Here is a 23713-nt window from a genome sequence, read left to right as displayed (position 1 = left end):
AGTCACCTGACGTAAACACTTGATACGGGAGTGTGTCATCAACCTTTCACCAACGTTGTTGATCATTCAACGGGTTCGGGACGGGATGAGGTGGAGGCCGGATGCCACGGCGCGTTTTCGTACACATCGGTGCGCCCAAGACCGGTAGCACCTTCGTGCAGGACGTGCTCTGGAACAACACCGAGCGGCTGAAACGGGCCGGCTTCCTGTTGCCGGTCTCGTTCACGGCGCACGACCAGGCGATGACCGACCTGCGGCAGGTGCCGTGGCGTGACCCGCAGGCGTACTGGACGTGGGACCGGCTGATCGAGACGTACGCCAGGTGGCCGGGCGATGTCGTGCTCACCAACGAGGGTTTCGGGGCCGCCGACGCCGAGCAGGCCAGACGGGCCGTGGAGAGCCTCGCGCCGGCCGAGGTGCACGTCATCGTCGCCGCCCGCGACCTGTGGCGGACCTTCCCGTCGATGTGGCAGCAGAGCATCCGGGCCCGCAGCACCTGGCGGTTCGAGGAGTTCGTCACGGCCGTCGAACTGGGCAGGTTCGAGGGGTTCTGGGAGCACCACACCGCCAACCGGATGTTCCTGCGCTGGGGTGACCTGGTGCCGCCGGAGCGCCGGCACATCGTCACCGTCCCGCCGCCGGGCGCGCCGCGTGAGCTGCTGTGGCAGCGGTTCGCCGGGATCATCAACATTCCGGACGGGGTCTGCGAGATGACCGCGCCCACCGCCAACCCGTCGCTCGGCGCGCCGGAGATCGAGCTGCTGCGGCGGGTGAACCTGGCGCTCGGAGACCGCTTTCCGCACCGGATGCCCTATCAGCGGGTGGTGCACCAGCATCTGGTCCGGGCGGTGCTGCAACGGCGCGACAACGACATGCGGTTCGGTGTCGGCCTGGACCGTGCCGAGTGGATCGCCGACCTGGCCGAGCAGCAGATCAAGGAGCTCCAGGACTACCCGTGTCACATCGTCGGCGACCTGTCCGAGCTGCGGCCGTCGGCGACGAGGCAGACGCCCACCCCGGACGAGCTGGACGAACGGCAGATCCTGGACGCCGCCATCGAGACCATCGTGGGCATGCTCGGGCACGCCGACGAACTACGGCAGCAGGTGCCCGTACCGGAACCGACGATCTTGGCCCGGATCCGCAGCCGGGCCGGTGGGGTGCGGCGCGGCCTGCGCCGCACCCTCGGCTGATTCGACTACGCCCGTAGCCGCCGGTAGGCGCGGGCCGACAACGGCGCGAAGATCACCGTGAGCAGCACCGGCCAGGCCACCGCCAGCAGCACCGCGTGATCGGCGAGCACCCCGCCGGTCACGCCGGTCGGATTGCCGAACAGCTCACGGGCCGCGGTCGCCGTCGCGGAGAGCGGATTCCACGCGGCGATCGCCCCCAGCCAGCCCGGCATCGTCTCGGCCGACACGATCGCCGTCGACAGGAACCCGATCGGCCACACCAGCACCTGCACCGCCGACGTGGCGCCCTCCCCACGGAACCGCAGGCCGATGAAGATCCCGATCCACAGCATCGAGAACCGCAGGAGCAACAGCAGGAGTACGGCCAGAGCGGCCGCAGCCGCATCCCCGGTGATCCGCCACCCGACCGCCAGCCCGCCCACCAGCATGACCAGCAGTTCCACCGTCGAGTTGGCCATGTCGGCGCCGACCCGCCCCAGTGCCACCGACGCGCTGCCGATCGGCATGGCCCGGAACCGGTCGGTGATCCCCTTGCGGGCGTCGTTGCCCATCGCGGTGGCCGTCGACTCGACCCCGAACAGCATGCTCAGCGCCATCATGCCGGGCAGCAGGTAGGCGATGTAGTCCCCGCCGCCGGGCACGTTGATCGCCCCGCCGAACAGGAACCCGAACACCAGCAGCAGCATGATCGAGAACATCAGGCCGAAGATCGGCCCCCAGGGCTGGCGCACCCAGTGGGCCAGGTCCCGTTGCGTGATGATCCAGCCCGCGCGCAGTGTCGTCATTCGACTGGCTCCTTCTCGGTCAGGGTCAGGAACACCTCGTCGAGGGTGGGGCGGCGCAGCTGGAGGTCCTCGATGCTCGCGTCCAGCGCGTCCAGCGTGCGGACGATCGCGGCCAGGCCCTCGGTCACCTCGACCGTGACCGTCCGGGTCTCCTCGTCGACGGTTCCGCCCAGCGCGCGGGCGGCCTCGTCGAGCGGCCCGTGCAGGGTGACGGTCACCCGGTCGCCGCCGATCTTCCGTTTCAGGGCCTCGGGGCTGCCCTCGGCGATCACCCGGCCGTGGTTCATCACCGAGATCTCCGAGGCCAGTTGGTCGGCCTCGTCCAGATACTGCGTGGTGAGCAGGACCGTGGTGCCGCGGGCCGCGGTCTCCCGGATGCTGGTCCACACCTCGTTGCGGGCCCGCGGATCGAGTCCGGTGGTCGGCTCGTCCAGGAACAGCACGGCCGGGGTCAGCACCAGCCCGGCGGCGATGTCGAGGCGGCGGCGCATGCCCCCGCTGTACGTGGAAACGGCCCGCTCGGCCGCCGCGGTCAGGTCGAACAGGTCCAGCAGTTCGCCGGCGCGGGCTTGGGCGTCCGCCTTCGAAAGGCCGTAGAGGCGGCCGAACATCACCAGGTTCTGGCGGCCGCCGAGGATCTCGTCGACCGCCGGGTTCTGCCCGACCAGGCCGATGCTCGCGCGCACCCGCCTGGCCTGACCGCGGACGTCGAAGCCGGCGACCCGGGCGACTCCGCCGTCCAGGTCGATCAGGGTGGTCAGGGCCTTCACCGCGGTGGTCTTGCCGGCGCCGTTCGGCCCGAGCAGGCCGTGGATGACCCCGGCCGGCACGTGCAGGTCGAAGCCGTCCAGGGCGTCGAGGTCGCCATATCTCTTGCGCAGTCCCTCGGCGAGCAGGGTGTCCACAGGAAAGCTCCTTAACTCCGTATGCCTTACGGAAAATCGTGGCGCGGAACACCGTACACCTCACGGGGTAGTCTGTGCCAATGGAACCGGACCGGACTTTGAACCTTCTGTGGCGCTCGCGGCTGGGCACCCCGCAGGGCACCCGCGGCCCGAAACAGCGGGTCAGCGTCGACGAGGTCATCCGGGCCGGGATCGCGGTCGCCGACGAGGACGGCCTGCCCGCATTCTCCATGCGCAAGGTCGCCGACCGGCTCGGCCTCAAACTGATGTCCATCTACACGTACGTGCCGGGCCGCTCCGAACTGATCGGCCTCATGGTCGACGAGGTCATCGGCGAGACCCCGCACCCACCGCACCCGGCCGGCCCGCTCCGCGACCGCCTGGCCGGGGTGGCCCGGCACATGTGGGACGAGTTCCATCGCCACCCGTGGCTGCTCCAGGTCGAGTCCAGCCGGCCGTGGATCGGCCCGCACGGCTCCGCCCGCTACGAGTGGCAGCTAGAAGCCATGGAGGGCTACGGGCTCGCCGATTTGGAGATGGACCAGGTGCTCACCATGGTCTGCGACTTCACGGCCGGCTCCGCCCGCACGTCGATCCTGGCCCGCCGCACCACCGAGGAATCCGGCATCAGCGACGCCGAATGGTGGGAGGCCAACGCGCCCGTCCTGGAGAGGGTGATGCCCCCCGGCGCCTACCCGCTCTCCGGGCGCGTCGGCACCGCCGCCGGCCAGGAGTACAACGCGATCGGCGACCCGGCCCGCTCGTTCCGCTTCGGCCTCGACCGCCTCCTCGACGGCGTGGAGACCCTGCTGCGCCGACTCACCTGACTACCAGGGTTTCACTACGTGAGACGCGCCTCATTCGGTCGTGGCGACGGCCGATCGCTGCGGGAGACGTTCCCGAAGCGACAGCGAGGAGAAGCCCCTTGTCGATCCCGAAGCGGGCCGCGGTACGGCAATCCACCGTCAGCAAGGTGGCCGTCGGCAGCCTTGGCCTGATCACCGGCCTCCTGGTCCTCGGCGTCAGCCTGACCAGCGACGCTGTCGACGACCAACAGACGGCCGCCGACCGCCAGGACAGGTTCGCCGCGCTGGGGGTGCGGCTTCTCGGCGCCTCCGACTTCCTGACCGACCAGGCCCGTCAGTACGCCGTCACGACCGAGGCGGAACACCTCGGCGCGTACTGGCACGAGATCGACACCACCAGGACCCGCGACCAGGCGGTGAGCCAGCTCGAGGAACTCGGCGCCACCCCGGACGAACTGGCGCTGGTCGACGAGGCCAAGGCGAACTCCGACGCGCTGGTCGAGACCGAGTCGCGATCACAGCGGCTGGTCCTCGAAGCGACCGGGGTGCCCGAGGCGGACATGCCGCCGGCGATCGCGGACGTCGAACTGTCCGAGGCTGACGCGGCGCTCAGCGATGCGAAGAAGCTCGCGGTCGCCCGGACGATCATGTTCGACGAGAAGTACCACGCGGACAAGGCGGTGATCACCGAGCCGCTCCAGCACTTCCAGGAACTGCTGAACGACCGGGCCGCGGCCGTCGTCAGCGACGCGGAGCAGTCGATCCAGAACGCCATCCATCTGCTCATCGCGCTGGCCGTCCTGCTGCCGCTGGTGATGGGCGGCGTGGTGTTCCTGCTGCAGTCCAAGGTCGGGCGGATCGTGGTCCGCTACACCGACGCGCTCCGCAAACGCGACGTCTACGACCTGTCGTTCCGGCTCCAGCCGGCCGGCAGCCGTGAGCTGGGACAACTGGCCGACGCGTTCAACGAGGAACTGGAACGCAGCCTGGTCCTGGTCCGCGCCGTGGGCGGCAACGCCGACACGCTCGCCGCGGCATCCGAGGAACTGTCCGTCACCAGCGACCAGGTGGCGGTCGGCTCCGGGGACGCGAGCCGCATGGCGACCCAGGTCGCCGACACGGCGGACCAGGTGTCGCACAACGTGCAGATCGTCGCGGCCGGCACCGAGGAGATGGGCGCTTCCATCAACGAGATCTCCCAGAACACCACCGAGGCGGCCCGGGTCGGCGAAGACGCGGTCATCCTGGCCGGCAACACCAACGCCACCGTGGCGAAGCTCGGCGTGTCGTCGTCCGAAATCGGCGCCGTGATCAAGGTGATCACCGCGATCGCCGAGCAGACGAACCTGCTCGCGCTGAACGCCACCATCGAGTCCGCCCGCGCCGGCGAGGCGGGCAAGGGCTTCGCGGTCGTCGCCACCGAGGTCAAGGACCTGGCCCAGGAGACGGCCCGTGCCACCGAGGAGATCTCCCGCCGGGTGCAGGCCATCCAGACCGACGCGAAGGGCGCGGTCGAGGCGATCGGCGAGATCACCCACGTGATCGCCCGCATCAACGACTACCAGACCACGATCGCCAGTGCCGTCGAGGAGCAGGCCGCGACGACCAGCGAGATCAGCCGCAGCGTCGCCGACGCCGCGGCGGGCGCCACCGAGATCGCCACCACCGTCGCCGGTGTCGCCGAGGCCTCACAGCTGGCCGCGACCGGTGTCGAGGACACCAGGCAGGCCAGCGCGGACCTGGCCCGCATGGGCACCGAGCTGCAGAGCCTCGTGGCGCAGTACCGGTACTGACCACGTCGAGGGCCGGGCCGTGATCGCGGCCCGGCCCTCGACGCGGATAAAGTCGCAGAGAGGCCGGTTGGCGGACCCGGGAGGCATTTTGATCATCATCGCGGGCGAACTGCACGTCGACCCGGCCGACCGGGACGACTACCTGGCGGCCGTCGCCGACGTGGCCCGGCTGGCCCGCGAGACCGGCGGATGCCTCGACTTCGCGCAGGCGGCCGACCCGATCGACCCCACCCGGATCAACGTGTACGAGCGCTGGGAGTCCGACGAGCACCTGCACCGCTTCCGCGAAACCGGCGGGGACGGGCCCGAGCCGCCGCCGATCACCGCCGCCGACGTCCGTAAATACCGGATCAGCGGCGTCGAGGAGCCGTGATGCCCGACTACGACGAGATCTACCAGGAGGGCGCCACGCCCTGGGAGATCGGCGGACCGCAGCCCGCGCTCGCCGCGGTGGTGACGCGCGGGGCGTCCGTCCTGGACCTCGGCTGCGGCACCGGCGAACTGGCGATCTCCCTCGCCCGCCGCGGCCACCAGGTGACCGCTGTCGACATCTCGTCGGTCGCGATCGAACGCGCCCGCACCAAAGCGGTCGCCGCCGCGGTGACCGTCGACTTCCGGGTCTGCGACGTCATCGAGCTGGCCATGGATCCGTTCGACATCGTGTTCGACTCCGGCCTGCTGCACAGCCTGCACCGCTGGGGCGGGGTGGAAGGCTACCTCGCCCTGCTGCCCACCCTCCTCGTCCCGGGCGGAAGCCTGTTCGTGCTGGCCATCGGCGTCGAGGCCGGCCAGGGCTGGGGCGTCACCGAGGACTACCTGCGGTCGGTCTTCACCGCCCCCGACTGGACGAACACCCGGGTCACCCCGACCGAGGTGGCCGCATTCTGGAACGGCGACCACATCCGCCTCCCCGGCTACCTCACCAGCACCACCCGCACCTGACCTTCCCGGCCGGCAAATGATCAGAATTCGGTGTGGCTCTGTGCCAGTTCGTGACGTACCTGCTCCAGCATGGCGGTGTCGTCGGCCAGGTCGGGGTGCTCGACCTGCCGGTCGAGGTCGACGACGCGTTCGAGTTCGGCGACGGCCAGGGCGAGGTCGCCGTCAGCCCGGTGGATCATCGCGATGTTGTACCAGGTGACCGCTTCGCCGGCCCGGTCGCCGAACTCCCGGCTGATGGGCAGGGCCCGGTGAAGGTAGTCCAATGCCTGCCTCCGGTCGCCCAGCCCGCCGTACACGCTGCCGATGTTGTTGAGGGTGGTGGCTTCGGTGGCCCGGTCGCCGACTTCCCGGGTGATGGGCAGGGCCTGCTGGTAGTAGTCGAGCGCTTGCTGTCGGTCGCCCAGCCCGTCATGCGCGAGGCCGATGTTGTTGAGGGTGACCGCTTCGCCGGTCCGGTCGCCGACCTCCCGCAGGATGGGCAGGGCCTGCTGGTAGTAGTCCAGCGCCTGTCGCCGGTCGCCCAGCCCGTTGTGCACGTTGCCGATGTTGTTGAGGGTGGCGGCTTCGTTGCCGTGATCGCCGACCCGCTGGTACAGGTGCAGGGCCTGCTGGTAGTCGTCCAGTGCCGGCTGGGGCCGGCCGGTCGCCCGGCGGGCCCAGCCCCGATCGTAGAAGGCGCCGGCGTCCGGGCCCAGGGTCAGCGTCGCGGTAGCGATGGCATGCGCCTCGGCGAACCGGGATCTGGGCAACAGCACCTGGCCCAGCCCCTTACCGGTGGCGCGGGCGATCCGCGTTTCGCCGCCGGCGACCGCGAGACGATGCACCTCTACATGTCGGCCGAAGTTGATCGGCACCATGCCGTCGATCCGGGGTTGTGGTTGGGAAGATTCGGATCCGTCCATGTCCGGTCACCTCCTCGCCTCGATCCGGCTGTACGGGTCCGCGGCGGCGAGTGTTCCCGACAGGATGTGGCCTCGGGCAGCGATCCAGGTGGTGCCCGGCGGTCATCATCGATACACCAGTGGCCGTCGAGACGGGGTCGGACAGTCGGAAAGACGTCAAACGACCGCGGCTCAAGCGGAGGGGTCAGATGCGGCGCAGGACCGTGACGACCTTGCCGAGAATGACCGCGTCGTCGCCGGGGATCGGCTGGTAAGCCGGGTTTCGCGGCTCGAGCAGCACGTGGCCGCCGCGCCGCCGGAAGACCTTGACCGTCGCCTCGTCGTCGATCATCGCGGCGACGATGTCGCCGTTCCACGCCTCGGACTGCTGGCGGACCACGACGATGTCGCCGTCGCAGATGGCCGCGTCGACCATCGAGTCGCCCTGCACCCGCAGGCTGAACAGCGTGCCCCGGCCGACCAGGTCGCGCGGCAGGTTCAGCAACTCCTCGGTGTCGTCGCCGGTGGCGAGAATCGGGGCGCCCGCCGCGATCGTGCCGACCAGCGGGACCCCGACCGTGTCGTCGGACCGCACCGGCTCGGTCTCCAGGAACATGCGGACGTCGACCGGCCGCGCCACGCCACGCCCGCGCCGCAGGTAGCCGAACTCCTCCAGCGTGCGCAGATGCCGGCTCACCGTGGACGCCGACATGCCCAGCCCGTCCGCGATCTCCCGGGTCGACGGCGCGTAACCGTGTTTGACGACCGAGTCCCGGATCGCCAGAAGGATCCGCTGGAGGCGGTCGGGCAGCGCGGGCAGGTCCTCGTCGAGCATCTGGTGATCTTGCCCCATTCGTCCCCCGTGGCGAAATCGGCGCGCCGTCACAGGTCGCGGCGCTGGAAACCGAGGGCGGCCAGGCCCAGCACCAGCAGTGTCCAGATCGCCGCCCACGTCAGGTAGGCGGGGGTGAGCGGCGCCATGCTCAGGAACGGTGACTCCTCCACGCCGGTGCCGATCTGGGCGAGCAGCGCCGGATCCTGGAACGCGTTCATCGCGCCACGCCACAGCCCGTCGGTGGGCAGCAGCATCCGCGACACCACCCCGACCTGGGCGAGGCTCGGATTGCCGAGGGCCTCGCCGACCGACCCGACCACCCCGGCGATCCAGGTGGCGCCGAACAGGCCGACCGCCACGATTCCGGACGCCATCGGCGAGATCGCGGTCGCGAACAGCAGACCCAGGGTGAGCAGCGCGGCCGTCTGCCCCGCCAGCAGCAGCAGGCCGGTCACCGGATGCGGCGGCCAGTAGCCGACGGTCAGGTACACGATCAGGAACTGGGACACCCCGGCGACCGCCACGAACCCGGATCCGAACGCGACCAGGCCCAGCCACTTGCCGAGCAGCACCGACCAGCGGCGGATCGGCCTGGTCATCATGGCCAGCGCGATCCCGGACTCGACCTCCCCGGCCAGGCTGGGCCCGGCCAGGAAGGCGGTGCCCAGCGCGGCGATCAGGCTGTAACCGAACATCACCAGGTTCAGCACCGTCGACCCGGCGACCTTGGCCTCACCGCTGGTCAGGCCCCCGAACTCGGCGTCGATCCGGGAGAAGCCCCACGCGCTGAGCGCCAGCAGCAGCACGGTAAGGACGGCCAGCGACCGCAGCACCCGGCGCCGGGACGCCTCCCGCAGGGTCAGCGTGGCGATGGTCAGGACGGTCACCGGTGCTCCTCCGGGTGGGTGCGCAGGATGTCGAGCAGCCGCTCCTCGAGGGTGGCGCGGGCCGGTTCCACGGCGTGCACCCGTACCCCGTGTTCGACCAGGTCGGCGACGAGCGCGGGGACGTCGTCGGGCATGGCGACGGTGTATTGGTCACCGCTTCTCTCGCACGGGTCCAGCAGCCCGTCCGGGACGTTTTCGAGACGGAGGCGCAGCTTTCGGCGCCCGAGCAACTCGGCCAGGGTGCCGGATGCCGCCACCCGGCCCCGGTCGAGGATCAGCACCCGGTCGCAGACCCGCTCCACCTCACCGATCAGATGCGAGTTCAGCAGCACCGCGACCCGCCGCTGTTTCAGCGACAGCAGCAGGTCACGGACGTCGGCGCGGCCCAGCGGGTCGAGGGCGCTGGTCGGCTCGTCGAGCACCACCAGCTCCGGCCGGGCCACCAGCGCCACCGCGAGACCGAGCCGCTGCTGCATGCCCTTGGAGAAGCCGCCCACCCGGTCGGATGCCCGGTCCGCGAGACCGACGAGGCCGAGCCCGTCACGACGTTCGCGATCCGAAACGGTCACCCCCGCCAGGCGTACGTGCAGGGCCAGGACCTCGTCGGCGGTGAGCCACGGCTGGTAGCGGAACAGTTCGGGCAGATAGCCGACCCTCTCCCGGGACCGTGGATCGGTGTTCGGGCGGCCGAGCAGCATCACCTCGCCCGCATCCGGCCGGACCAGGCCGAGCATCATCTTGATGACGCTGGTCTTGCCGGCCCCGTTCGGCCCGAGCAGCCCGAGCACCTCGCCCCGGGCCACGGTGAACGACACGCCGTCCACCGCGACCCGCTTCCGGTAGCGTTTGCGCAGGTGGGAGGCCCACACGGCGGGGGAGTCGGTCACTGCTTCCATCGCAGGTTGCGGGCCACGTCGAGGACCTCGTCGGTGCTGAGCGTGCCGCCGACCGCGTTGACGTGCCCCTTCTCCACCCAGACGACCGTGGAGACGGCCCCGTCCCGGCTGGCCAGCACGGTCGCCGGTGTGCCGTTGACGTCCGTGGTGAAGCTGACCTGCGTCGCCGACCTCACCAGCAGCGGCAGGGTGGTGGCGTTCTTGAAACTCCGCAACTGGTCGGCGACCGTCGCCGGCAGGCCGGGCAGGGTGAGCAGGTAGTCGAGGCCGGTCTCGAACGGCACCCCGGTCGAGTAGGCGGCCGGCGCCTTCACCCGGCCGACGATCAGCGCCGGCACGCCGCGGGCCTCGGACCAGACGGCGGCCAGACCGGGGCCGGCGGTGAGGCTGAACTGGCTGGTCTCCAGTCCGGCGGGCGGTTCGGGGAGCGGTTGGCCGAGAGCTGCCTCCGCCTTATCCTGATCAAAGGTAAAAATCCCTTTTATCTGATCGCCCACCACGAACCTCGGCTGCCCGGTCACGCCGCGCGGCAGTTCCTTGACCAGCGGAGTGGGAAGTCCGGTGATCCGGCGCGCCTCACCGGCGCCTTCGATATTGCGGACATTCGGCCGTTCCGTGACGGTCATAACACCATAGTCTGACAAATCCGGCAGCGCGACCAGATCGGCCTGCTCCACGGTCACCGGCGCGATGTGCTCGGTCCGGAAGATCTGGAACCAGTCCCCGGCCGCGGCCGCCGAAGCCCCGCCCAGCAGCGCCACCACCCCGACCACGGCGACGAACGGGCTGCGCACCGCGAACCTGCGCCTGTGACGTACCGGCGCGGCCACCGGCTCCCCGGTGACCAGGCGATTCCAGGCCGCGTCCACGTCCGGCTCCACGTCGAACCGCAGCGCCGACTCGACCAGCAGAGCCTCGGCCTCCGTTTCGACGAGACGGGACCGGCACTGCCCACACGACGTCACATGCTCGCGGTCGGAGTCGGCGACCCCGTCCGGCTCGTCGACGAGACGGCGCAGCAGACCGTCACTCGGGTGAGGCATGACCCAACTCCTTACGAAGAGCGGACTCGGCGCGCCGCACGGTGGTGCCCACGCTGCCGGGGGAGAGTTCGAGAGCGGCCGCGACCTCGGCGTAACTCAGGCCGCTGTGCCGCAACACCAGGGCGATCGCCTGCCTGCGGGGGAGACGGGACAGCGCCGCGCGTACCCTCCGGCGTTCGTCGAGAGTGACCACCGCGTCGGCGACATCCGGCGCGGTCGAGTGACCACCGTCAGTGGCGGCCTCCTCCCGGGAGGCCCGCCGCCGCCCGGAACGCAGATGGTTCAGCGCGGTGTGGGCGGCCGCCACACACAGCCAGCCCACCGCCTCACCCGCCGGGACACTGCTGCGGCCGAACGCCAGGAACGCCTCCTGGGCGACATCCTCGGCCTCGTCCCGCGACCCCAGCACCCGGGCCGCCACCCCGACCACCTTGGGGTACGCGGAGCGGAATATGTGTTCGAGATCGGAACGCACGGAGGCCGGCACAGCGCCCTCCCGCTCGGTCAACAACTGCTTCACATCAGGGAAGCACCACCGCTACGCCGAATGTGACAGCTTCCGGACCGCCGCCGCGACACCGTCCGGATCCACCAGCTGATGCAGATGCGGCCCCGGGCGAGGCGACCTCGGTCACGCTTCCTCGGCCGGGCAGCGCCGCGTCGACGAAGACACAGGTTTCACGGTACGGGTGAGCGCGCCCACGACCACCGGCACGAACAGCCCACCCCGATCGCCCCGGGCAGCCGCTCAGCGACCAGAGCCCAGGTCAGCGGCCCGACCGACGGACTGTGCATCAGGACGTAAAGGATCCCATCGGCACATCTAAGCTCAGCCGGTGTATTTCGTCGTCCGCTGGCGCGGGGATTCTCCTTACAGCAAACACGTCCACCACGTGCCCGGCACGACGGTTCTCGGCTGGTTCCAGCGCGCCTGGCACCACGAGGACCCGGAGACACTGATCGACACCGAACTCGACGGCGGCGCCTACGGCTTCGAAACGATCTTCGAGGCGATCGCGGAACACGACCTGCCGTGCCCGGCGACCATCGGCGAGCTGCGGGAGCTGCTGCTCGAGCACCTCTGGGTGGAGGCCGACGACGACGAGAACTTCATCCAGCTCGACGAGCTCTCGCTGCGGGTGCGCACCGATGACGACGAAGTGGACCTCGCCTACTACTTCCTCGACGACGCGCTGGTCACCGACGCGGCGGACCGCATCGCCTACCTGCTGCACGACACCTGGCCGCTTCCCGCCGACGCCGCCGCGCCCGGCACGGCATTCACCCACACGGTGCCGGTCCGGGCTGTCGGCCCCGTGGCCGGACCCGATGCCGTCTTCGCGGTCCGCAACTGCTGGAAGCAGATCGGCCACCGCGACCGGAACCTGGACCTGCACGGCGCGATCGTCTTCCCCGGCGTGTTGCTGCCGGGCCTGGCCACCCACCTGACCAGCACCGACGACACCGCAGCGGACGGCTGGACCGACGATGCCCGCCTCATCCGGTCCCTCGTCGGTCCCGGCGAGACGGACATGGTCCCGGCGATGCGCCGCTACGCGGCGCTCGGCGGCTACGACCTGTCGGGCCCGGGCTGGGCGGCTCCGGACCACGAGCAGATCCTCAAATGGCTGCCCGAGACTCCGGCCGCCGAGTCGCGGACCGACGTCAGCCCGCACCTCGCACAGGTGGCCCGCTACATCGACAGCTTCTTCGGCCACGACCAGCTCTTTCTCTTCGACACCCGGTGGGCGGCCGCGCACCCCGACCTGGCCCGCTCCCTGCTGCGCTACGCCGCCCACTGGGATCCACTGCACCCATAGGCCCGCCTCGTCCGCCAGTACACGAGGAATGCCACTCATGTACTGGAGGCCTCGTGGGACTGTTCCGAACCGCCGAGCTGGATCCGGCCCTCGCCGATGTGCTCGCCACCAGCCACCGCCGCGCCCGCAAAGCCCTCGCCAAAGGGCAGGACGGCGTCCACAAGGCAGTGCGGCCGGGCGAGCGGATCGTGGCCGTGACCGTCGACGACCTCGAATGCCTCTGGACGATCGTGGTCACCGGGGAACGGCTGCTCACCATGACCCGCGGCGGCGAGATCCTGGTCCGGGAGACCCCGATCGCCGAGGTCCCCGGCGCGACCGTCGAGAACGGCAAGCACTACTCGGTGCTGGTGCTCGACCGGATGAGCCTGCGGCTGCACTTCGAGAACCGTGCCGAGGCCGGCGCCCTCGCCAAACAGATCAACCAACTGGTCGTCGCCAGCCGGCCGCGCACCATCCCGGCCCTGCACCCCGGCCTGTACGGAACCCTGCTGTCCCGCGCCGGCGTCCCGGAGACCGCCGTCAACCGGTCCCGCCTCGCCGAACGGACCGCCGTCGTCCTCGGCGCCCAGGCCGTCGCCATGACCGCCCAGTTCGGCGATCCGGACGCGTTCGCCGAGTTCACCCACCTGTTCGCCAAGGTCACGCCGGGCCGCGAACAGCAGCGCGCCGACGACATGATCTCCTGGCTGTGGGAGTGGCATCCGCTCACCCACCAGACACTCACCCGGCAACTCGCCACCTGGCAGGACGGCCTGCTCCAGCCGGACAGCTTCCTCACCGCGGCCGCCGGCGGCGAGATCCCGCCCTGGTCGGACACCCCCGGCGACGACACCGAGACGTGGCGGGTGGTGTACCGGCGCAACCAGCGGACCTGACCCCGTACCGTTACCTTTCAGTGCGCTTTAGCGAGCACACGATCGATAGTCCTGCCTTGCGGCGGGACGGTCCCGGTCTGACCCGCTGGCGTGGTGCCGGGTTGACGCTTCACGGCCACCTGCCCGCGTACGCGGGTCTTCCGGTCGGCTCCACGTCCAGCCACCGGGCCACTCCCGGCGGTGTCGAACTCAGCCGCCAGGGCGGCAAGGTTCAGGGCGGCGTTACGGTCGCGGTCGATGACCAGGCCGCATGCCTCACACCGGTATTCGCGCTCGTGCAGGGCGAGTTTGGTTTTCACCGCGCCGCAGCCCGAACAGGTCTTGCTGGATGGATACCAGCGGTCGGCCACGAGGAGCCGCCCACCGTTCCACATGGTCTTGTACGCCAACTGGCGGCGGATCTCGGCGAAACCGGCGTCGGCGATGTGCCGGGCCAGGCGCCGGTTGGCGAGCATGCCGACGACGTTCAGGTCCTCGACCACCACGGTGCCGTACGTCGTGGCGAGGCGGGTGGTGAGCTTGTGCAGGCCGTTTCGGCGCAGGTTCGCCACCCGGGCGTGGGCCCGGCCGAGCCGAGCAGCCGCCCGTTCCCACCGCTTCGACGCACGTCGGCCGGTGCGCCGGTCCGGGCCGGTCTTGCGCGACAGCGCCCTGCCGAGGATGCGTATCCGTCGCTGCGCGGCCACGAGGTGGCGCGGGTTCTCGACCAGCTCGCCGGTGGACAGCACGGCGAGGTGCTTGATGCCGACGTCCACCCCGACCGGTGCGCCGGGCCGGGCCGGGGCGTGTTCGGCACGCTCGACCTCGACGGTGAACGACACGTGCCACCGGCCACCGTCGCGGCGGACGGTCGCGGACATGATCCGGGCGGTGCCGTTGTCGAGGCGGCGGGCCAGTTTGCGGGCGGACTCGTGCAGCTTCAGCCGGCCCAACCGGGGCAGTACGACGTGCATCCGGTCGGGCTCGACACGGATCGTTCCAGTGGTGAACCGCACCGATGAGGTGCTACGACGGCGGGACTTGAACCGGGGAAACCCGACCGGTCGGCCGGCTCGCTTACCCGAGCGGGAGTCGGCCCAGTTCTTCAAGCCGCGCGCGAGTGCGTCCAGGCCGGTGTTTGAACGCCTCCTTCGACACCTCACTCCACCACGGCGCGACCTCGGACTTCGCCTGGTTCCACGCCTTGCGCAGCCCCGCGAGGGACCACGACAGCGACGGCGTCGACAACTCGTCCGGCACACCGTAGGAGCGCTCGGCCGCGCGCTGGTCCATCACGGCCTTGACCCGGGCGAGCGCCCAGTTGTGCGCGACCCGGGCGGCCCCGGCGTGGGCGAGAACCGTTCGCTCCTGCACCGGGGTCAGGTCGAGCGCGAACCGGTACGCCTGGATGGTCTTCACGCCGGCCCCCCGGTCGCGGCCTCGACCGCGCGGCGGGCACGGTTCGCTGCGGCACGGCGGCCGTAGAGCCGGGCGCACAGCGACGTCAGGATCTCGGTCACGTCACGGACCAGGTCGTCATCGACCTCGGCCGGATCGACCACCAGCAGCCGGCGCCCCTGCGCGGTCAGTGCGGCCTCCACGTACTCGGCGCCGAAGCGGGCGAACCGGTCGCGGTGCTCCACCACAATGGTCGTCACCCGCGGGTCGCGTAACAGCGCGAGGAACTTTTCGCGATGCCCGTTCAGCGCCGAACCGACCTCGGTCACCACGCGGTCCACGGCGAGACGCCGTCCGGTGGCCCAGGTGGTGACCCGGGCGACCTGCCGGTCCAGGTCGGGCTTCTGGTCGGCCGACGACACCCGGGCGTACACCACGGTCTGCTCCGCGGCCGTGGTCGCGCCGGTCAGCGGTTCACCGACCATGATCAGCCGGCCGAGTCGGTACGTAGGAACGGGCAGCGTCCCGGACTCGTAGCGCCGACGCGCGGTCGCGTACGAGATACCGGTGGCTGCCGCCCATTCCTTGAGGTTCACGACGGCTACTATAGCCGACTAGTGAGCACTACTGACGACCACAAAGCGAGCAGTTGTTACCCCCTGGCGTCGATCTTTTAGCATCGACGGCCGTGACCGATCTCCCGCGCGCCTCGCACGCCGACCGGCAGCACACCACCGATCTGCTCGACCTCGCCCTGGCCGAGGGCCGCATCGACGCCGCCGAACACGAGACCCGAACCGGCACGGCGGAGCGCGCCAGGGACCCGCAGATCCTGGCCGGGCTGGTGGCCGACCTGCCGGACCGGCCCGGCGTCCGCGACTGGACCAACCGGCTGCGCGTGCGGGCCGCGGACCGCCGCAACGCGGTCACCTGGCTCGGCGACGCCCTCGCCGACGCCAACCGCTTCGTGGCGTTCACCTACCTGGGCGTGCTGCACACCCTGTCCCCGGTGGACGGCACGGTCGTCAGCGAGGTCCCGGTCGACGGCTGGATCAACTACCCGATGCACACCGACCTGCGCCTGCTGCCCGGCCGCTACGCGGTCAGCAACTACCACAGCACCACCGAGACCCCACCAGCCCTGATGATCGGATAGCTCGCCGCTGCGGAAACCGGCTAACGTCACGGTCTCCGCAGCGATGGAGGTCGGTGTGTTCAACCATGAGCCGGACGGTTACGCCTGCCCGTTCTGCCGCCTGGTGGCAGGTGGTGACGACCCGCGCGATCCCGGCGCCCAGCGTGCCGTCGTGCACCGCGGCGAGCTGGCGACCGCCGTGATCTCGCCACGCTGGTGGCCGAAGAACCCCGGCCACGTCCTCGTGGTGCCCAACGCCCACCACGAGAACCTCTACGACCTGCCGGCCCGCGATGGCCACGCGGTCCACGACCTGGTGCGGGAGATCGCGATAGCCCTCAAGAAGGGGTACGGCTGCGACGGCACCTCAGTGCGCCAGCACAACGAGCCCGCCGGCAACCAGGACGTCTGGCATTACCACGTGCACGTCCTGCCCCGGTACGACGGCGACGACCTGTACCGTGCCCGGCCCCTGCCCGATTTCATGACCGCCGAGCACCGCGAGCCCTACGCGGCCCGCCTGCGCCCGCACCTGGAGTCCCGGGCATGACCGGCGAGCGGGCCCGTGTGCTGGGCCGAGCCGGGAACATCGCGGTCACCCAGTTGCAGGGTGACGCCTTCGCGATCCTCCATCACGCGCTCACGTCGTACCGGTGAAGGGGTTGACTGGTTTGGGTTTCGAGGCAGGCGGCATCGTGACGCGCCGCTACTTCCGGGGCGGGCGGTGCACGTTCGAGCAGCCGCTGTGGGTGGTGGCGGACGACGCGGCGGGGCTGCTGCTGTGGCATCCGCTGGGTGGCGGCTATCTGCGGATGACCGACGCGGACGGCCGGACGCTGCACGACGTGACCCTCGACCGGATGCGTGACCCGGTTCTGGCCTCGGCCGCCTGGACCGGTGCGGACGTGCTGATCCTGATGCCGCCGGGCGCCGCCCACTCGGTGTGGTGGTTCTTCCGCGACGGCGTCTTCGACGGCTGGTACGTGAACCTCGAAGCCCCGTGCACCCGGCGCCCCGGCGGCGTGGACACCGTCGATCACGTGCTGGACATCGTGGCCACCCCGCAGCGGGCGTGGCGGTGGAAGGACGAGGACGAGTTCGCCGAGCGCATCGGCCATCCCCACTACTACGACACCCAGGGGGCGGCGGCGATCCGCGCCGAAGGCGAGCGTCTCGCCGGCCTGATCGAGGCGAGAGAGGACCCCTTCGACGGCTGCCTCACCGACTTCCGCCCGGACCCGCGATGGGGTCCGCTCGCCGCCCCGGAGCGGTAGATCAGCGGCAGATCGCCTCAACGAAATCGTCCGGCGGCTGGTAGCCGTGCTCGATGACATGGTGACGTCTCCCGTCCATGGCTGCCACCCCGCCCGCTGGTGCGGCCTTCGTAGGGTGGCGCGCATGCCCGTACCCGAGTTCGTCGTCGCCCTGCGCGCCAAGATCGGTCACGCCCCGCTGCCGTTGAGTGGCGTCATCGCCGTGGTTCTCGACGAACGGGATCGGGTGCTGCTGGTCCGCCGCTCCGACAACGGGGAGTGGGCTCTCGCCACGGGCTGCCTTGAGCCCGGCGAGCAGCCGGCCGACGGCGCCCGGCGTGAGGTCTACGAGGAGACGGGTGTCGTGGTGGAGGTCGAGCGGTTGCTGTCGGTGGAGGCACTGGACCTGTCCGTGGCCCCCAATGGCGACCAGGTCCACTGGCTCGCCCTCGGGTTCCGGTGCCGGGTCGTCTCCGGCGAGGCCCGGGTCAACGACGACGAGTCCGTCGAGGTCGGCTGGTTCACGCCGGACTCGATGCCGCCGCTGCCCGCCCACCAGGCGCGCTGCCTGGCGCTCGCTCTGGCCGGCGACGGCGACCCGTGGTTCGCCGGTTCGCGTTGACCTACTCGCCGGCCCAGGTCAGGCCGTGGTCGGCGAGGGCCTCGGACAGCAGGCGGATCGCTTTCGGCCCGACCCCGTGCATCGCCAGAAGCTCGGCCGGTCGATGGGTGGCGACCTGGGCGAGGGTGGTGACGCCGGCGGCCAGCAGGGCGCTGTTGGCGGGCCGCCCGATCGGTGGCAGGTCGCCGATCCTCGCCGGCGCATCGCGGGTGCTCACCCGGACACGATAGCCGCATGACCAGCCTCCGGTGTGGGTGCAGACGAGGCCGACCGCGCGTTGGCTGCGGCGTGATCGGATGCCCTCCGTGCAAATCTCGTCGATAGAACGGCGGCCGCCCTCTACCGTGCACCGAATGTCTCCCGATCATCCTCCCTTGACTGTCCTGCACGCGTTCGGTGCCGACGGGCCCGCCCGGTCTCTGGCTGGTGGGCAAGGCACCTCGTGGGCTGCGGAGGAGTTGGTACTCAAGCCGGACGGGGGCGCCCTGCACGAGTGGCTGGCCGCTGCGTTCGCCGACGTGACGGGTGACGGTTTCCGGCTGGCAGCGCCGGTCCGCGCCCGTGACGGTGCCTGGGCTGTGCAGGGATGGTCTGCCACGCGGCGGGTCCAGGGCACCGAACCGGACTACTGCGCCGTGTCGACGTGGCAGGAGATCCTCACCGCCGGCCGAGCGTTTCACCGGGCGGTCGCCCATATCGGCCGGCCGGCCTTTCTCGATACGCGACAGGACTGGTGGGCACAGGCGGACAGAGCGGCCTGGGGCGAACGGGCTGTCCGGTTCCTGCCGGAGTTCGCCGCCCTGGCCCGCCGGCTGCAGGACGCGCTCGAGCCGTTGGGGCGCCCACAGCTCGTGCACGGGGACCTGACGAAGAACGTCCTGTTCGCGTCCGGGCTCCCGCCGGCCGTCATCGATGTCTCGCCCTACTGGCGGCCGCCCGCGTACGCCGAAGGCATCGTGGTGGCTGACGCGCTCTGCTGGCACGACGCACCCGCGTCGCTGTGGGAGACGGTGGACGTATCGGCGGCGGCGGTAGCACGGGCCCTGCTGTTCCGGCTGGCCACGACAAACGAGCGAGTCGTGTCCGGAGGTGAGACCGCCGATCTGCAGGACGAAGCTCGGCGGTACGAGCTCGCGGCCGCAGCCATCGGTCTGTGACCCGTCCATCAACAGCGCTCACGCAGCCGCGTCCAGGTCCTGTCGGTGCTCGTCGCTGCGCTGGGGACCGGCCGCACCTACCAACGTCCGCATGGACAACCCCTCAGGAGGCGGTCGGCGCGGCGCTCGCCTCGCGGGTCAGCGGGGCTGCACCTGACCGGTCAGATCGCTGACCCGGCCCAGGTGGTCGAAGGTGACACGAACCGTCGAGTTGTCCGGGTGCCGGCCCATCACGCCGCCGGGGGTGTCGTCGACCCGCCAGCCCTGCTGCTTGAGGAAGGACACCACGACCGTCCGATGGTCGACCGCGAAGGCCTGCAACACCTGTCCGAGGACGGTGAAGGTGCGCTCGGGTGGGACCGCTGTGCGTACCCGGGAGGGAAGGTTCTCGAGGTGGAAGAAGATCGCGCCGCCCTGGTAGGCGCCACGGTAGTAGGAACGCCCGGTCAGCCCGGAGGCGACCAGCGCGATGCGGTGGCCGTCGGTGCGGTCCAGGCGCAGCGCCGGCTCGGTGAGTTCGCGGACGTTGTGGATGCGCCCGTGCTCGCGCAGCCATCCGGCGAGTTCCAGCAGGTGCGGGGAGACGCCGGCGCTCTGATTGGCCCAGGCCCACAACCAGGTGCCGTCCGCATGACTCTCCGTGCCCAGCAGCTGGATGGGGTAGCGAAGATCGTTGCCGAACGTCACCATGCCCGCATTCAGGTCGAGCTGCCGAGCCATGCCGGTGGCGACATGCTGAGCGAACAGGTCATCGAACGAGGACACGTACCGGCCTTTCGATCAAGGTAGCCGGTGCAGTGTGACATGCGGGTCCGCCGGTACCGACCGCCTGGGTCGGCACCGGCGCCGCCAATTCTCAGACAGCCGGGAAGGGGACCCGGTCCTGAGCGCACCGCGTGCCCTTCGGAGGAAGGTCGCCATCGATCAGATAACGGGTATACCAGCTGGTAACACACGCGCTGTAGTTGCTGGTGTGACCGAAGCCGTCGAGCGTCAGCAACCGTGCGTCACCGAGCTGACGGGTCATCCGGACCGCGAAGTCGAGCCGGGTCGCCGGGTCGTAGGTCGGGTTCACGACCAGGATCGTCGCCGCGGTCCGGCGGTTCCACGGTCCGTCGTACGCCTCGGTGATCTTCGGCCAGGTGGCGCAGCCGACCTCGCTGAACGCCTCCGCCCGGCCGAACGTCGGATGGGCCTTCTCGAAGGCCACCGCGAACCCGGGATAGAGCGCCGGGTTCCGCGGCAGCGGCGCGTCCGCGCAGTTCACCGCGAAGCCCGCGTCGTTGCCGGTGTAACTGTAGGCGTCGTCGGTGAGCCAGCCCCGCGCGGGCGGGGCCGACGGCAGGCGGACGCCGGCGGTCCGCAGCGCGGCCGGGTCGCCGAAGACCAGGTCGTAGACCTCCTGGATCTGCTGCGCGGCGTCCGGGAAGCTCGCCATGTTGTAGAGGGTCTGCCCGGTGAACCCGGTCAGGTCGTCGAGGGTGATCGTCCCCAGGCCCGGGATCTCCACCGGCCCCTATCGCAGCCGGTCGCGCAGCCGGTCGAATTTGCCGCGCGCGTCCCCGGAGAGCGCGCAGGCGGCCCCGGCCTTGTCGCATTCGGTGAGGAACCCGTCCAGGGCGATCTCGAACCCACCGGCCCGCTCGAACTTGTTCGCCAGCCGGTGGTTGGTCCGTTGATCCGGGTCGACGTTGCCGTCCAGGACGACCGCCCGCACCCTCTTCGGGAACAGGTTGGCGTAGGTCGCGCCGATCAGCGTCCCGTAGGAGTAGCCGATGTAGGTCAGCCGGTCGTCCCCGGCGCCCTGCCGCAGCAGGTCGAGGTCCTTCGCCACGTTGAGCGTGCTCATGTGCGTGAGCAGCGGCCCGATGTTGTCCTCGCAGGCCGCGGTGTACTCCCGGTTGGCCGCCAGCGTGCTCGCGATCTGTTCCCGGGTGATCGGCACACCGGTCATCCGCGCGTACAGCGCCTCGGCCTCGGCGTCGGTCCCGAAACACTGGATCGGGTCACTTCCGCCGATCCCGCGCGGATCGAACCCGACCAGGTCGAACCGGGCGAGCACCTCCGGCGACGCGATCCGGGCCGCGGCGCGCACCATGTTGCGCCCCGCGCCGCCCGGCCCACCCGGATTGACGAAGATGGTTCCGATCCGGTGCGCCGGATCCCCGGCCGGCCGCCGCGACAGCGCGATCGTGGTGGTCGCCCCACGCGGCTTGTCATGATCCAACGGCACCTCGTAGGTGGCACAGTCGAACCCGATCAGCAGCGGTTCGGTGCACGCCGACCAGGAGAACGGTGGCGCCGCGCCGCCCGCGGACGCCGCTTGCGGCGCGACGGCGACAGCGGCGACGAGAGCGAGCGCGGCGGTGACACGTACGGCGAGTCGTCGCACGAGAGGTCCTTCCGACGAGGAGACAGGACCTCCGCACTCTCTCACGCATTCAAATCAATCCCTGTCAGGGAAAGCCCTTAAGACCTGTTTCTCGTACGGGCTACGTGAGCCGTGGCTACCAGGCCCGCGAGCCCCTGCCCACTCGCGGCCGCAACGCGCCCGCCGGGGTGAATCGGTGGTCACGGTACCCGCTCCATCCCGCTGCGACGGGCGCGGACGGCGGCCCGCAACGCCGGCCACAGGCGCAGCCGGCGTGAGCTGTCGCAGGCGGCGAGCAGCCGGGCCAGGCTCTCCCGCTCGTGCGGTGGCACGAACAGCAGAACGATCACGATCGGCAGCACCGCCGCCGCGATCTCGGTGAGGACGACCAGGACCACCACGGCTGCCACGGCGGCCGGTACGGCGTACTCGATCATGGTTTTCCTCCTCCGGGCACGTCCCGCGGGTTCACCGGGCGAGCGCGGCGGCGGCGACCATCGCCAGCGCCAGGGTGGTGGTGAAGGCGACGAGGGACGCCGCGATGCCGGCCCGCAGCAGCGTCCCGGTCGGCAGGAGCACCCGCCGGAGGGAGCGGAGAGCGCGGAGCGTGAGGAGCAGGCAGACGGCGGCGACGGCCAGGTAGAGGAACGGCTCGTCGAGCAGCGCCGACAGTGAGGTGGGGAAGAGCATGGTGGCCTCCGATCCAGGCGATGCCGGGTCGCGACGCATATGCACCTACCGAGAGCCATGACCCCGATGTCGAGAACCTGCCGACCGCGATGTCGTGACGATTCCGTGTCTCTCTGCCATGAATATGCGGCTCTATGCACGAAGGTCACAACGCCTATTCGCGAGAATGAATGAGCTGAGCGTGCGCGGAGCGCGTAATCGCCCGAACCGATGACACGGCTACGCCTTTGGGTGTGTTTGAGTGAGGTCCGGCCCGAATATTCGCAAGGCCGCGTATCATCAGAGGCCGTGTCAAATCACGATAATAGCGGCGATACGCCCGAATTGACCCTGCTCACCACGCTCTGCGGCGGCGGCAGCTGCCCGACCGTCTACCGCACGGACCGGGGCACCCTGATCGTCCAGGGATACACGGTTTCCGCCGACAGCGTGGACCTCGACCTGCCCGACGGCGAGCAACTCGTCGAGATCCCGGCGGAACTGCTCGCCGCCGCAGTGCGGGCGGACACCTAAGATCGGAGCCAAGCGCGCGTGGAGGGAGGCGGGTCACCACACATGAGCGGCTCGCCCGACTCCCCGGGCCAGACCACCGACGAACCCGTCGGCGTCGTCCTCGCCCGCCTGCGCAAGAGCAAGCGGATCCCCGGCCAGGCCCTCGGCGAACGCGTCGGGATGAGCCAGGCCAAGATCTCCCGGCTGGAGACCGGCGCCGTCGCCGCCGAACCCGCCGACGTGCGCCTGCTCGCCGAAGAGCTCGGTCTCCCGCCCGACGAGGTCGACGAGCTCGTCACCCGCGCCGAACACGCCGACAACCGGCTCACCGACTGGCGGCCCGCCCACCTCGGCCTCGCCGAACGCCAGCGCGACCTGCGCCAGCTCGAGGTCTCCACCCTGGAACACCGCGTCTTCCAGCCCGCGGTCGTGCCCGGCCTGCTGCAAACCAGCGAGTACGCCCGGGCCGTCATGTCCGACCTGCACACCGAGCTGGACGACGCCCGCGTCGCCGACTCCGCGGTCGCGGTCTCCGAGGCGGTCACCGCCCGCATGAACCGCAACCAGATCCTGCTCCTGCCGGACCGCGCCTTCGTCTTCCTGATCACCGAAGCGGTCCTGCGCAACCGGATCGGCCGCCCCGCCGAGATGATCGCCCAGATCGGCCGGATCCGCGAGGTCGCCGCCTACCCGAACGTGACCCTGCGGATCGTCCCCGACGACGCCGAGTGGCCCATCGCGCCCTACCACGGCTTCTACCTGGCCGACGACCGCTGCGTCCTGGTCGACCTCTTCAACACCAGCATGATCTCCCGCGGCCGCCGCATCGTCCGCAGCTACCGCCGGGTCTTCGACGCCATCGAACGGGTCGCCACCGCCGACGCCGAGCCCACCCTGGACAGGTACCAGACTCACTACGCCCGCATGCTGCTCAACCCGTGACGATCCCGGG

31 protein-coding genes are annotated in these 23713 nt (G+C 70.5%); 14 read left to right on the top strand and 17 right to left on the bottom strand.

What is annotated here, in order from left to right; translation table 11 throughout:
- Positions 1-101: 101 nt before the first annotated feature.
- Positions 102-1193, top strand: a complete 1092-nt coding sequence (locus KZ829_RS19300; RefSeq protein ID WP_220145297.1) for a hypothetical protein — start codon at positions 102-104, stop codon at positions 1191-1193.
- Between the two features lie 5 nt (positions 1194-1198).
- Here the strand turns inward: KZ829_RS19300 and KZ829_RS19295 are convergent, their stop codons facing one another.
- Both KZ829_RS19295 and KZ829_RS19290 read right to left on the bottom strand, forming a co-directional pair.
- Positions 1199-1978 carry an ABC transporter permease gene (locus tag KZ829_RS19295; RefSeq protein WP_220145296.1) on the bottom strand — a complete coding sequence of 260 codons (780 nt, stop codon included), beginning with the start codon at positions 1976-1978 and terminating at the stop codon, positions 1199-1201.
- Entirely contained in the window at positions 1975-2883 is a 909-nt protein-coding gene (locus KZ829_RS19290) for an ATP-binding cassette domain-containing protein (protein ID WP_220145295.1), read from the bottom strand. Before KZ829_RS19290 ends, KZ829_RS19295 begins: the two co-directional genes overlap by 4 nt.
- 80 nt (positions 2884-2963) lie before the next feature.
- Between KZ829_RS19290 and KZ829_RS19285 the strand changes: the two genes are divergently transcribed.
- From KZ829_RS19285 to KZ829_RS19270, 4 genes are all read left to right on the top strand, one after another.
- Positions 2964-3710, top strand: a complete 747-nt coding sequence (locus tag KZ829_RS19285; protein WP_220145294.1) for a TetR/AcrR family transcriptional regulator C-terminal domain-containing protein — start codon at positions 2964-2966, stop codon at positions 3708-3710.
- Positions 3711-3808: 98 nt separating this feature from the next.
- Positions 3809-5482, top strand: a complete 1674-nt coding sequence (locus tag KZ829_RS19280; RefSeq protein WP_246635853.1) for a methyl-accepting chemotaxis protein — start codon at positions 3809-3811, stop codon at positions 5480-5482.
- An 88-nt stretch (positions 5483-5570) separates the two neighbouring features.
- Positions 5571-5855 (top strand): putative quinol monooxygenase, encoded by a 285-nt coding sequence (locus KZ829_RS19275; RefSeq protein WP_220145293.1) that lies wholly within the window; start codon positions 5571-5573, stop codon positions 5853-5855.
- Complete coding sequence (locus KZ829_RS19270) at positions 5855-6424, top strand: class I SAM-dependent methyltransferase (RefSeq protein ID WP_220145292.1); 570 nt, start codon at positions 5855-5857, stop codon at positions 6422-6424. The genes KZ829_RS19275 and KZ829_RS19270 overlap by 1 nt, the downstream gene beginning before the upstream one ends.
- Positions 6425-6444: 20 nt before the next feature.
- Here the strand turns inward: KZ829_RS19270 and KZ829_RS19265 are convergent, their stop codons facing one another.
- From KZ829_RS19265 to KZ829_RS19240, 6 genes are all read right to left on the bottom strand, one after another.
- On the bottom strand, positions 6445-7326 hold the full coding sequence (locus tag KZ829_RS19265) for a tetratricopeptide repeat protein (protein WP_246635852.1): 882 nt from the start codon (positions 7324-7326) through the stop codon (positions 6445-6447).
- A 184-nt stretch (positions 7327-7510) separates the two neighbouring features.
- Positions 7511-8140 carry a transcriptional repressor LexA gene (gene lexA / locus KZ829_RS19260; protein ID WP_220145291.1) on the bottom strand — a complete coding sequence of 210 codons (630 nt, stop codon included), beginning with the start codon at positions 8138-8140 and terminating at the stop codon, positions 7511-7513.
- 47 nt (positions 8141-8187) lie between these two features.
- Positions 8188-9027, bottom strand: a complete 840-nt coding sequence (locus tag KZ829_RS19255) for an ABC transporter permease (RefSeq protein WP_220145290.1) — start codon at positions 9025-9027, stop codon at positions 8188-8190.
- Positions 9024-9914: an ABC transporter ATP-binding protein gene (locus KZ829_RS19250; protein WP_308285571.1), complete on the bottom strand. Its 891-nt coding sequence runs from the start codon at positions 9912-9914 to the stop codon at positions 9024-9026. The genes KZ829_RS19255 and KZ829_RS19250 overlap by 4 nt, the downstream gene beginning before the upstream one ends.
- Positions 9911-10966, bottom strand: a complete 1056-nt coding sequence (locus tag KZ829_RS19245; RefSeq protein ID WP_220145288.1) for a hypothetical protein — start codon at positions 10964-10966, stop codon at positions 9911-9913. Before KZ829_RS19245 ends, KZ829_RS19250 begins: the two co-directional genes overlap by 4 nt.
- Positions 10950-11486, bottom strand: a complete 537-nt coding sequence (locus tag KZ829_RS19240; RefSeq protein ID WP_220145287.1) for a sigma-70 family RNA polymerase sigma factor — start codon at positions 11484-11486, stop codon at positions 10950-10952. The genes KZ829_RS19245 and KZ829_RS19240 overlap by 17 nt, the downstream gene beginning before the upstream one ends.
- A gap of 316 nt (positions 11487-11802) precedes the next feature.
- Between KZ829_RS19240 and KZ829_RS19235 the strand changes: the two genes are divergently transcribed.
- A complete protein-coding gene (locus KZ829_RS19235) occupies positions 11803-12786 on the top strand; it encodes a hypothetical protein (RefSeq protein WP_220145286.1) in 984 nt (327 codons plus the stop codon).
- Positions 12787-12839: 53 nt separating this feature from the next.
- Entirely contained in the window at positions 12840-13664 is an 825-nt protein-coding gene (locus KZ829_RS19230) for a hypothetical protein (protein WP_220145285.1), read from the top strand.
- A gap of 17 nt (positions 13665-13681) precedes the next feature.
- Here KZ829_RS19230 and tnpB read toward each other — a convergent pair whose 3' ends face one another.
- The 3 genes from tnpB to KZ829_RS19215 are packed head-to-tail and all read right to left on the bottom strand — an operon-like array spanning position 13682 to position 15637.
- On the bottom strand, positions 13682-14806 hold the full coding sequence (gene tnpB, locus KZ829_RS19225; RefSeq protein WP_308285570.1) for an IS607 family element RNA-guided endonuclease TnpB: 1125 nt from the start codon (positions 14804-14806) through the stop codon (positions 13682-13684).
- On the bottom strand, positions 14721-15062 hold the full coding sequence (locus tag KZ829_RS19220) for a helix-turn-helix domain-containing protein (RefSeq protein WP_220145283.1): 342 nt from the start codon (positions 15060-15062) through the stop codon (positions 14721-14723). The genes tnpB and KZ829_RS19220 overlap by 86 nt, the downstream gene beginning before the upstream one ends.
- Complete coding sequence (locus tag KZ829_RS19215; RefSeq protein ID WP_220145282.1) at positions 15059-15637, bottom strand: IS607 family transposase; 579 nt, start codon at positions 15635-15637, stop codon at positions 15059-15061. Before KZ829_RS19215 ends, KZ829_RS19220 begins: the two co-directional genes overlap by 4 nt.
- 92 nt (positions 15638-15729) lie before the next feature.
- Here KZ829_RS19215 and KZ829_RS19210 point away from each other — a divergent pair, with 92 nt between their 5' ends.
- The 4 genes from KZ829_RS19210 to KZ829_RS19195 all read left to right on the top strand — a co-directional run bounded on the left by KZ829_RS19210 (position 15730) and on the right by KZ829_RS19195 (position 18051).
- Complete coding sequence (locus KZ829_RS19210) at positions 15730-16197, top strand: DUF1707 SHOCT-like domain-containing protein (RefSeq protein ID WP_220145281.1); 468 nt, start codon at positions 15730-15732, stop codon at positions 16195-16197.
- A 55-nt stretch (positions 16198-16252) separates the two neighbouring features.
- Entirely contained in the window at positions 16253-16726 is a 474-nt protein-coding gene (locus KZ829_RS19205; RefSeq protein WP_308285569.1) for an HIT family protein, read from the top strand.
- A gap of 121 nt (positions 16727-16847) precedes the next feature.
- Positions 16848-17450, top strand: a complete 603-nt coding sequence (locus KZ829_RS19200; RefSeq protein WP_220145279.1) for a ribonuclease FAU-1 family protein — start codon at positions 16848-16850, stop codon at positions 17448-17450.
- 124 nt (positions 17451-17574) lie between these two features.
- A complete protein-coding gene (locus KZ829_RS19195; protein ID WP_220145278.1) occupies positions 17575-18051 on the top strand; it encodes an NUDIX hydrolase in 477 nt (158 codons plus the stop codon).
- A 1-nt stretch (position 18052) separates the two neighbouring features.
- Here the strand turns inward: KZ829_RS19195 and KZ829_RS19190 are convergent, their stop codons facing one another.
- The gene (locus KZ829_RS19190) at positions 18053-18268 is read right to left on the bottom strand and encodes a helix-hairpin-helix domain-containing protein (RefSeq protein WP_220145277.1); all 216 of its coding nucleotides are present in this window, start codon (positions 18266-18268) and stop codon (positions 18053-18055) included.
- Positions 18269-18425: 157 nt separating this feature from the next.
- Here KZ829_RS19190 and KZ829_RS19185 point away from each other — a divergent pair, with 157 nt between their 5' ends.
- The gene (locus KZ829_RS19185; protein WP_220145276.1) at positions 18426-19208 is read left to right on the top strand and encodes a hypothetical protein; all 783 of its coding nucleotides are present in this window, start codon (positions 18426-18428) and stop codon (positions 19206-19208) included.
- Positions 19209-19346: 138 nt separating this feature from the next.
- Here the strand turns inward: KZ829_RS19185 and KZ829_RS19180 are convergent, their stop codons facing one another.
- The 5 genes from KZ829_RS19180 to KZ829_RS19160 form a co-directional block, all read right to left on the bottom strand.
- Positions 19347-19973 carry a DUF6882 domain-containing protein gene (locus KZ829_RS19180; protein WP_220145275.1) on the bottom strand — a complete coding sequence of 209 codons (627 nt, stop codon included), beginning with the start codon at positions 19971-19973 and terminating at the stop codon, positions 19347-19349.
- Positions 19974-20064: 91 nt separating this feature from the next.
- Positions 20065-20718, bottom strand: a complete 654-nt coding sequence (locus KZ829_RS19175) for an alpha/beta hydrolase (protein WP_220145274.1) — start codon at positions 20716-20718, stop codon at positions 20065-20067.
- Positions 20719-20724: 6 nt separating this feature from the next.
- Positions 20725-21600 carry an alpha/beta fold hydrolase gene (locus KZ829_RS19170; RefSeq protein ID WP_220145273.1) on the bottom strand — a complete coding sequence of 292 codons (876 nt, stop codon included), beginning with the start codon at positions 21598-21600 and terminating at the stop codon, positions 20725-20727.
- Positions 21601-21779: 179 nt separating this feature from the next.
- Entirely contained in the window at positions 21780-22016 is a 237-nt protein-coding gene (locus KZ829_RS19165; RefSeq protein WP_220145272.1) for a hypothetical protein, read from the bottom strand.
- A 31-nt stretch (positions 22017-22047) separates the two neighbouring features.
- Positions 22048-22269 (bottom strand): hypothetical protein, encoded by a 222-nt coding sequence (locus KZ829_RS19160; protein WP_220145271.1) that lies wholly within the window; start codon positions 22267-22269, stop codon positions 22048-22050.
- 288 nt (positions 22270-22557) lie between these two features.
- Between KZ829_RS19160 and KZ829_RS19155 the strand changes: the two genes are divergently transcribed.
- Together KZ829_RS19155 and KZ829_RS19150 are read left to right on the top strand one after the other, a co-directional pair.
- Positions 22558-22782 carry a hypothetical protein gene (locus KZ829_RS19155; protein ID WP_308285568.1) on the top strand — a complete coding sequence of 75 codons (225 nt, stop codon included), beginning with the start codon at positions 22558-22560 and terminating at the stop codon, positions 22780-22782.
- 42 nt (positions 22783-22824) lie between these two features.
- Positions 22825-23703: a helix-turn-helix domain-containing protein gene (locus KZ829_RS19150; protein ID WP_220145270.1), complete on the top strand. Its 879-nt coding sequence runs from the start codon at positions 22825-22827 to the stop codon at positions 23701-23703.
- Positions 23704-23713 lie beyond the last annotated feature (10 nt).

It is taken from the genome of Actinoplanes hulinensis (assembly GCF_019429605.1).
GTDB lineage: Bacteria > Actinomycetota > Actinomycetes > Mycobacteriales > Micromonosporaceae > Actinoplanes > Actinoplanes campanulatus.
The sequence above is the reverse complement of the archived record's forward strand: the minus strand, read 5'-3'. Positions and strand labels throughout refer to the sequence as shown.

Coding starts and splice junctions, on each gene's coding strand:
- KZ829_RS19300 (WP_220145297.1), top strand. CDS start 102: ATGCCACGGCGCGTTTTCGTACACATCGGTGCGCCCAAGACCGGTAGC.
- KZ829_RS19295 (WP_220145296.1), bottom strand. CDS start 1,978: ATGACGACACTGCGCGCGGGCTGGATCATCACGCAACGGGACCTGGCC.
- KZ829_RS19285 (WP_220145294.1), top strand. CDS start 2,964: ATGGAACCGGACCGGACTTTGAACCTTCTGTGGCGCTCGCGGCTGGGC.
- KZ829_RS19270 (WP_220145292.1), top strand. CDS start 5,855: ATGCCCGACTACGACGAGATCTACCAGGAGGGCGCCACGCCCTGGGAG.
- KZ829_RS19265 (WP_246635852.1), bottom strand. CDS start 7,326: ATGGACGGATCCGAATCTTCCCAACCACAACCCCGGATCGACGGCATG.
- lexA (WP_220145291.1), bottom strand. CDS start 8,140: ATGCTCGACGAGGACCTGCCCGCGCTGCCCGACCGCCTCCAGCGGATC.
- KZ829_RS19245 (WP_220145288.1), bottom strand. CDS start 10,966: ATGCCTCACCCGAGTGACGGTCTGCTGCGCCGTCTCGTCGACGAGCCG.
- KZ829_RS19195 (WP_220145278.1), top strand. CDS start 17,575: ATGCCCGTACCCGAGTTCGTCGTCGCCCTGCGCGCCAAGATCGGTCAC.
- KZ829_RS19165 (WP_220145272.1), bottom strand. CDS start 22,016: ATGATCGAGTACGCCGTACCGGCCGCCGTGGCAGCCGTGGTGGTCCTG.
- KZ829_RS19160 (WP_220145271.1), bottom strand. CDS start 22,269: ATGCTCTTCCCCACCTCACTGTCGGCGCTGCTCGACGAGCCGTTCCTC.
- KZ829_RS19150 (WP_220145270.1), top strand. CDS start 22,825: ATGAGCGGCTCGCCCGACTCCCCGGGCCAGACCACCGACGAACCCGTC.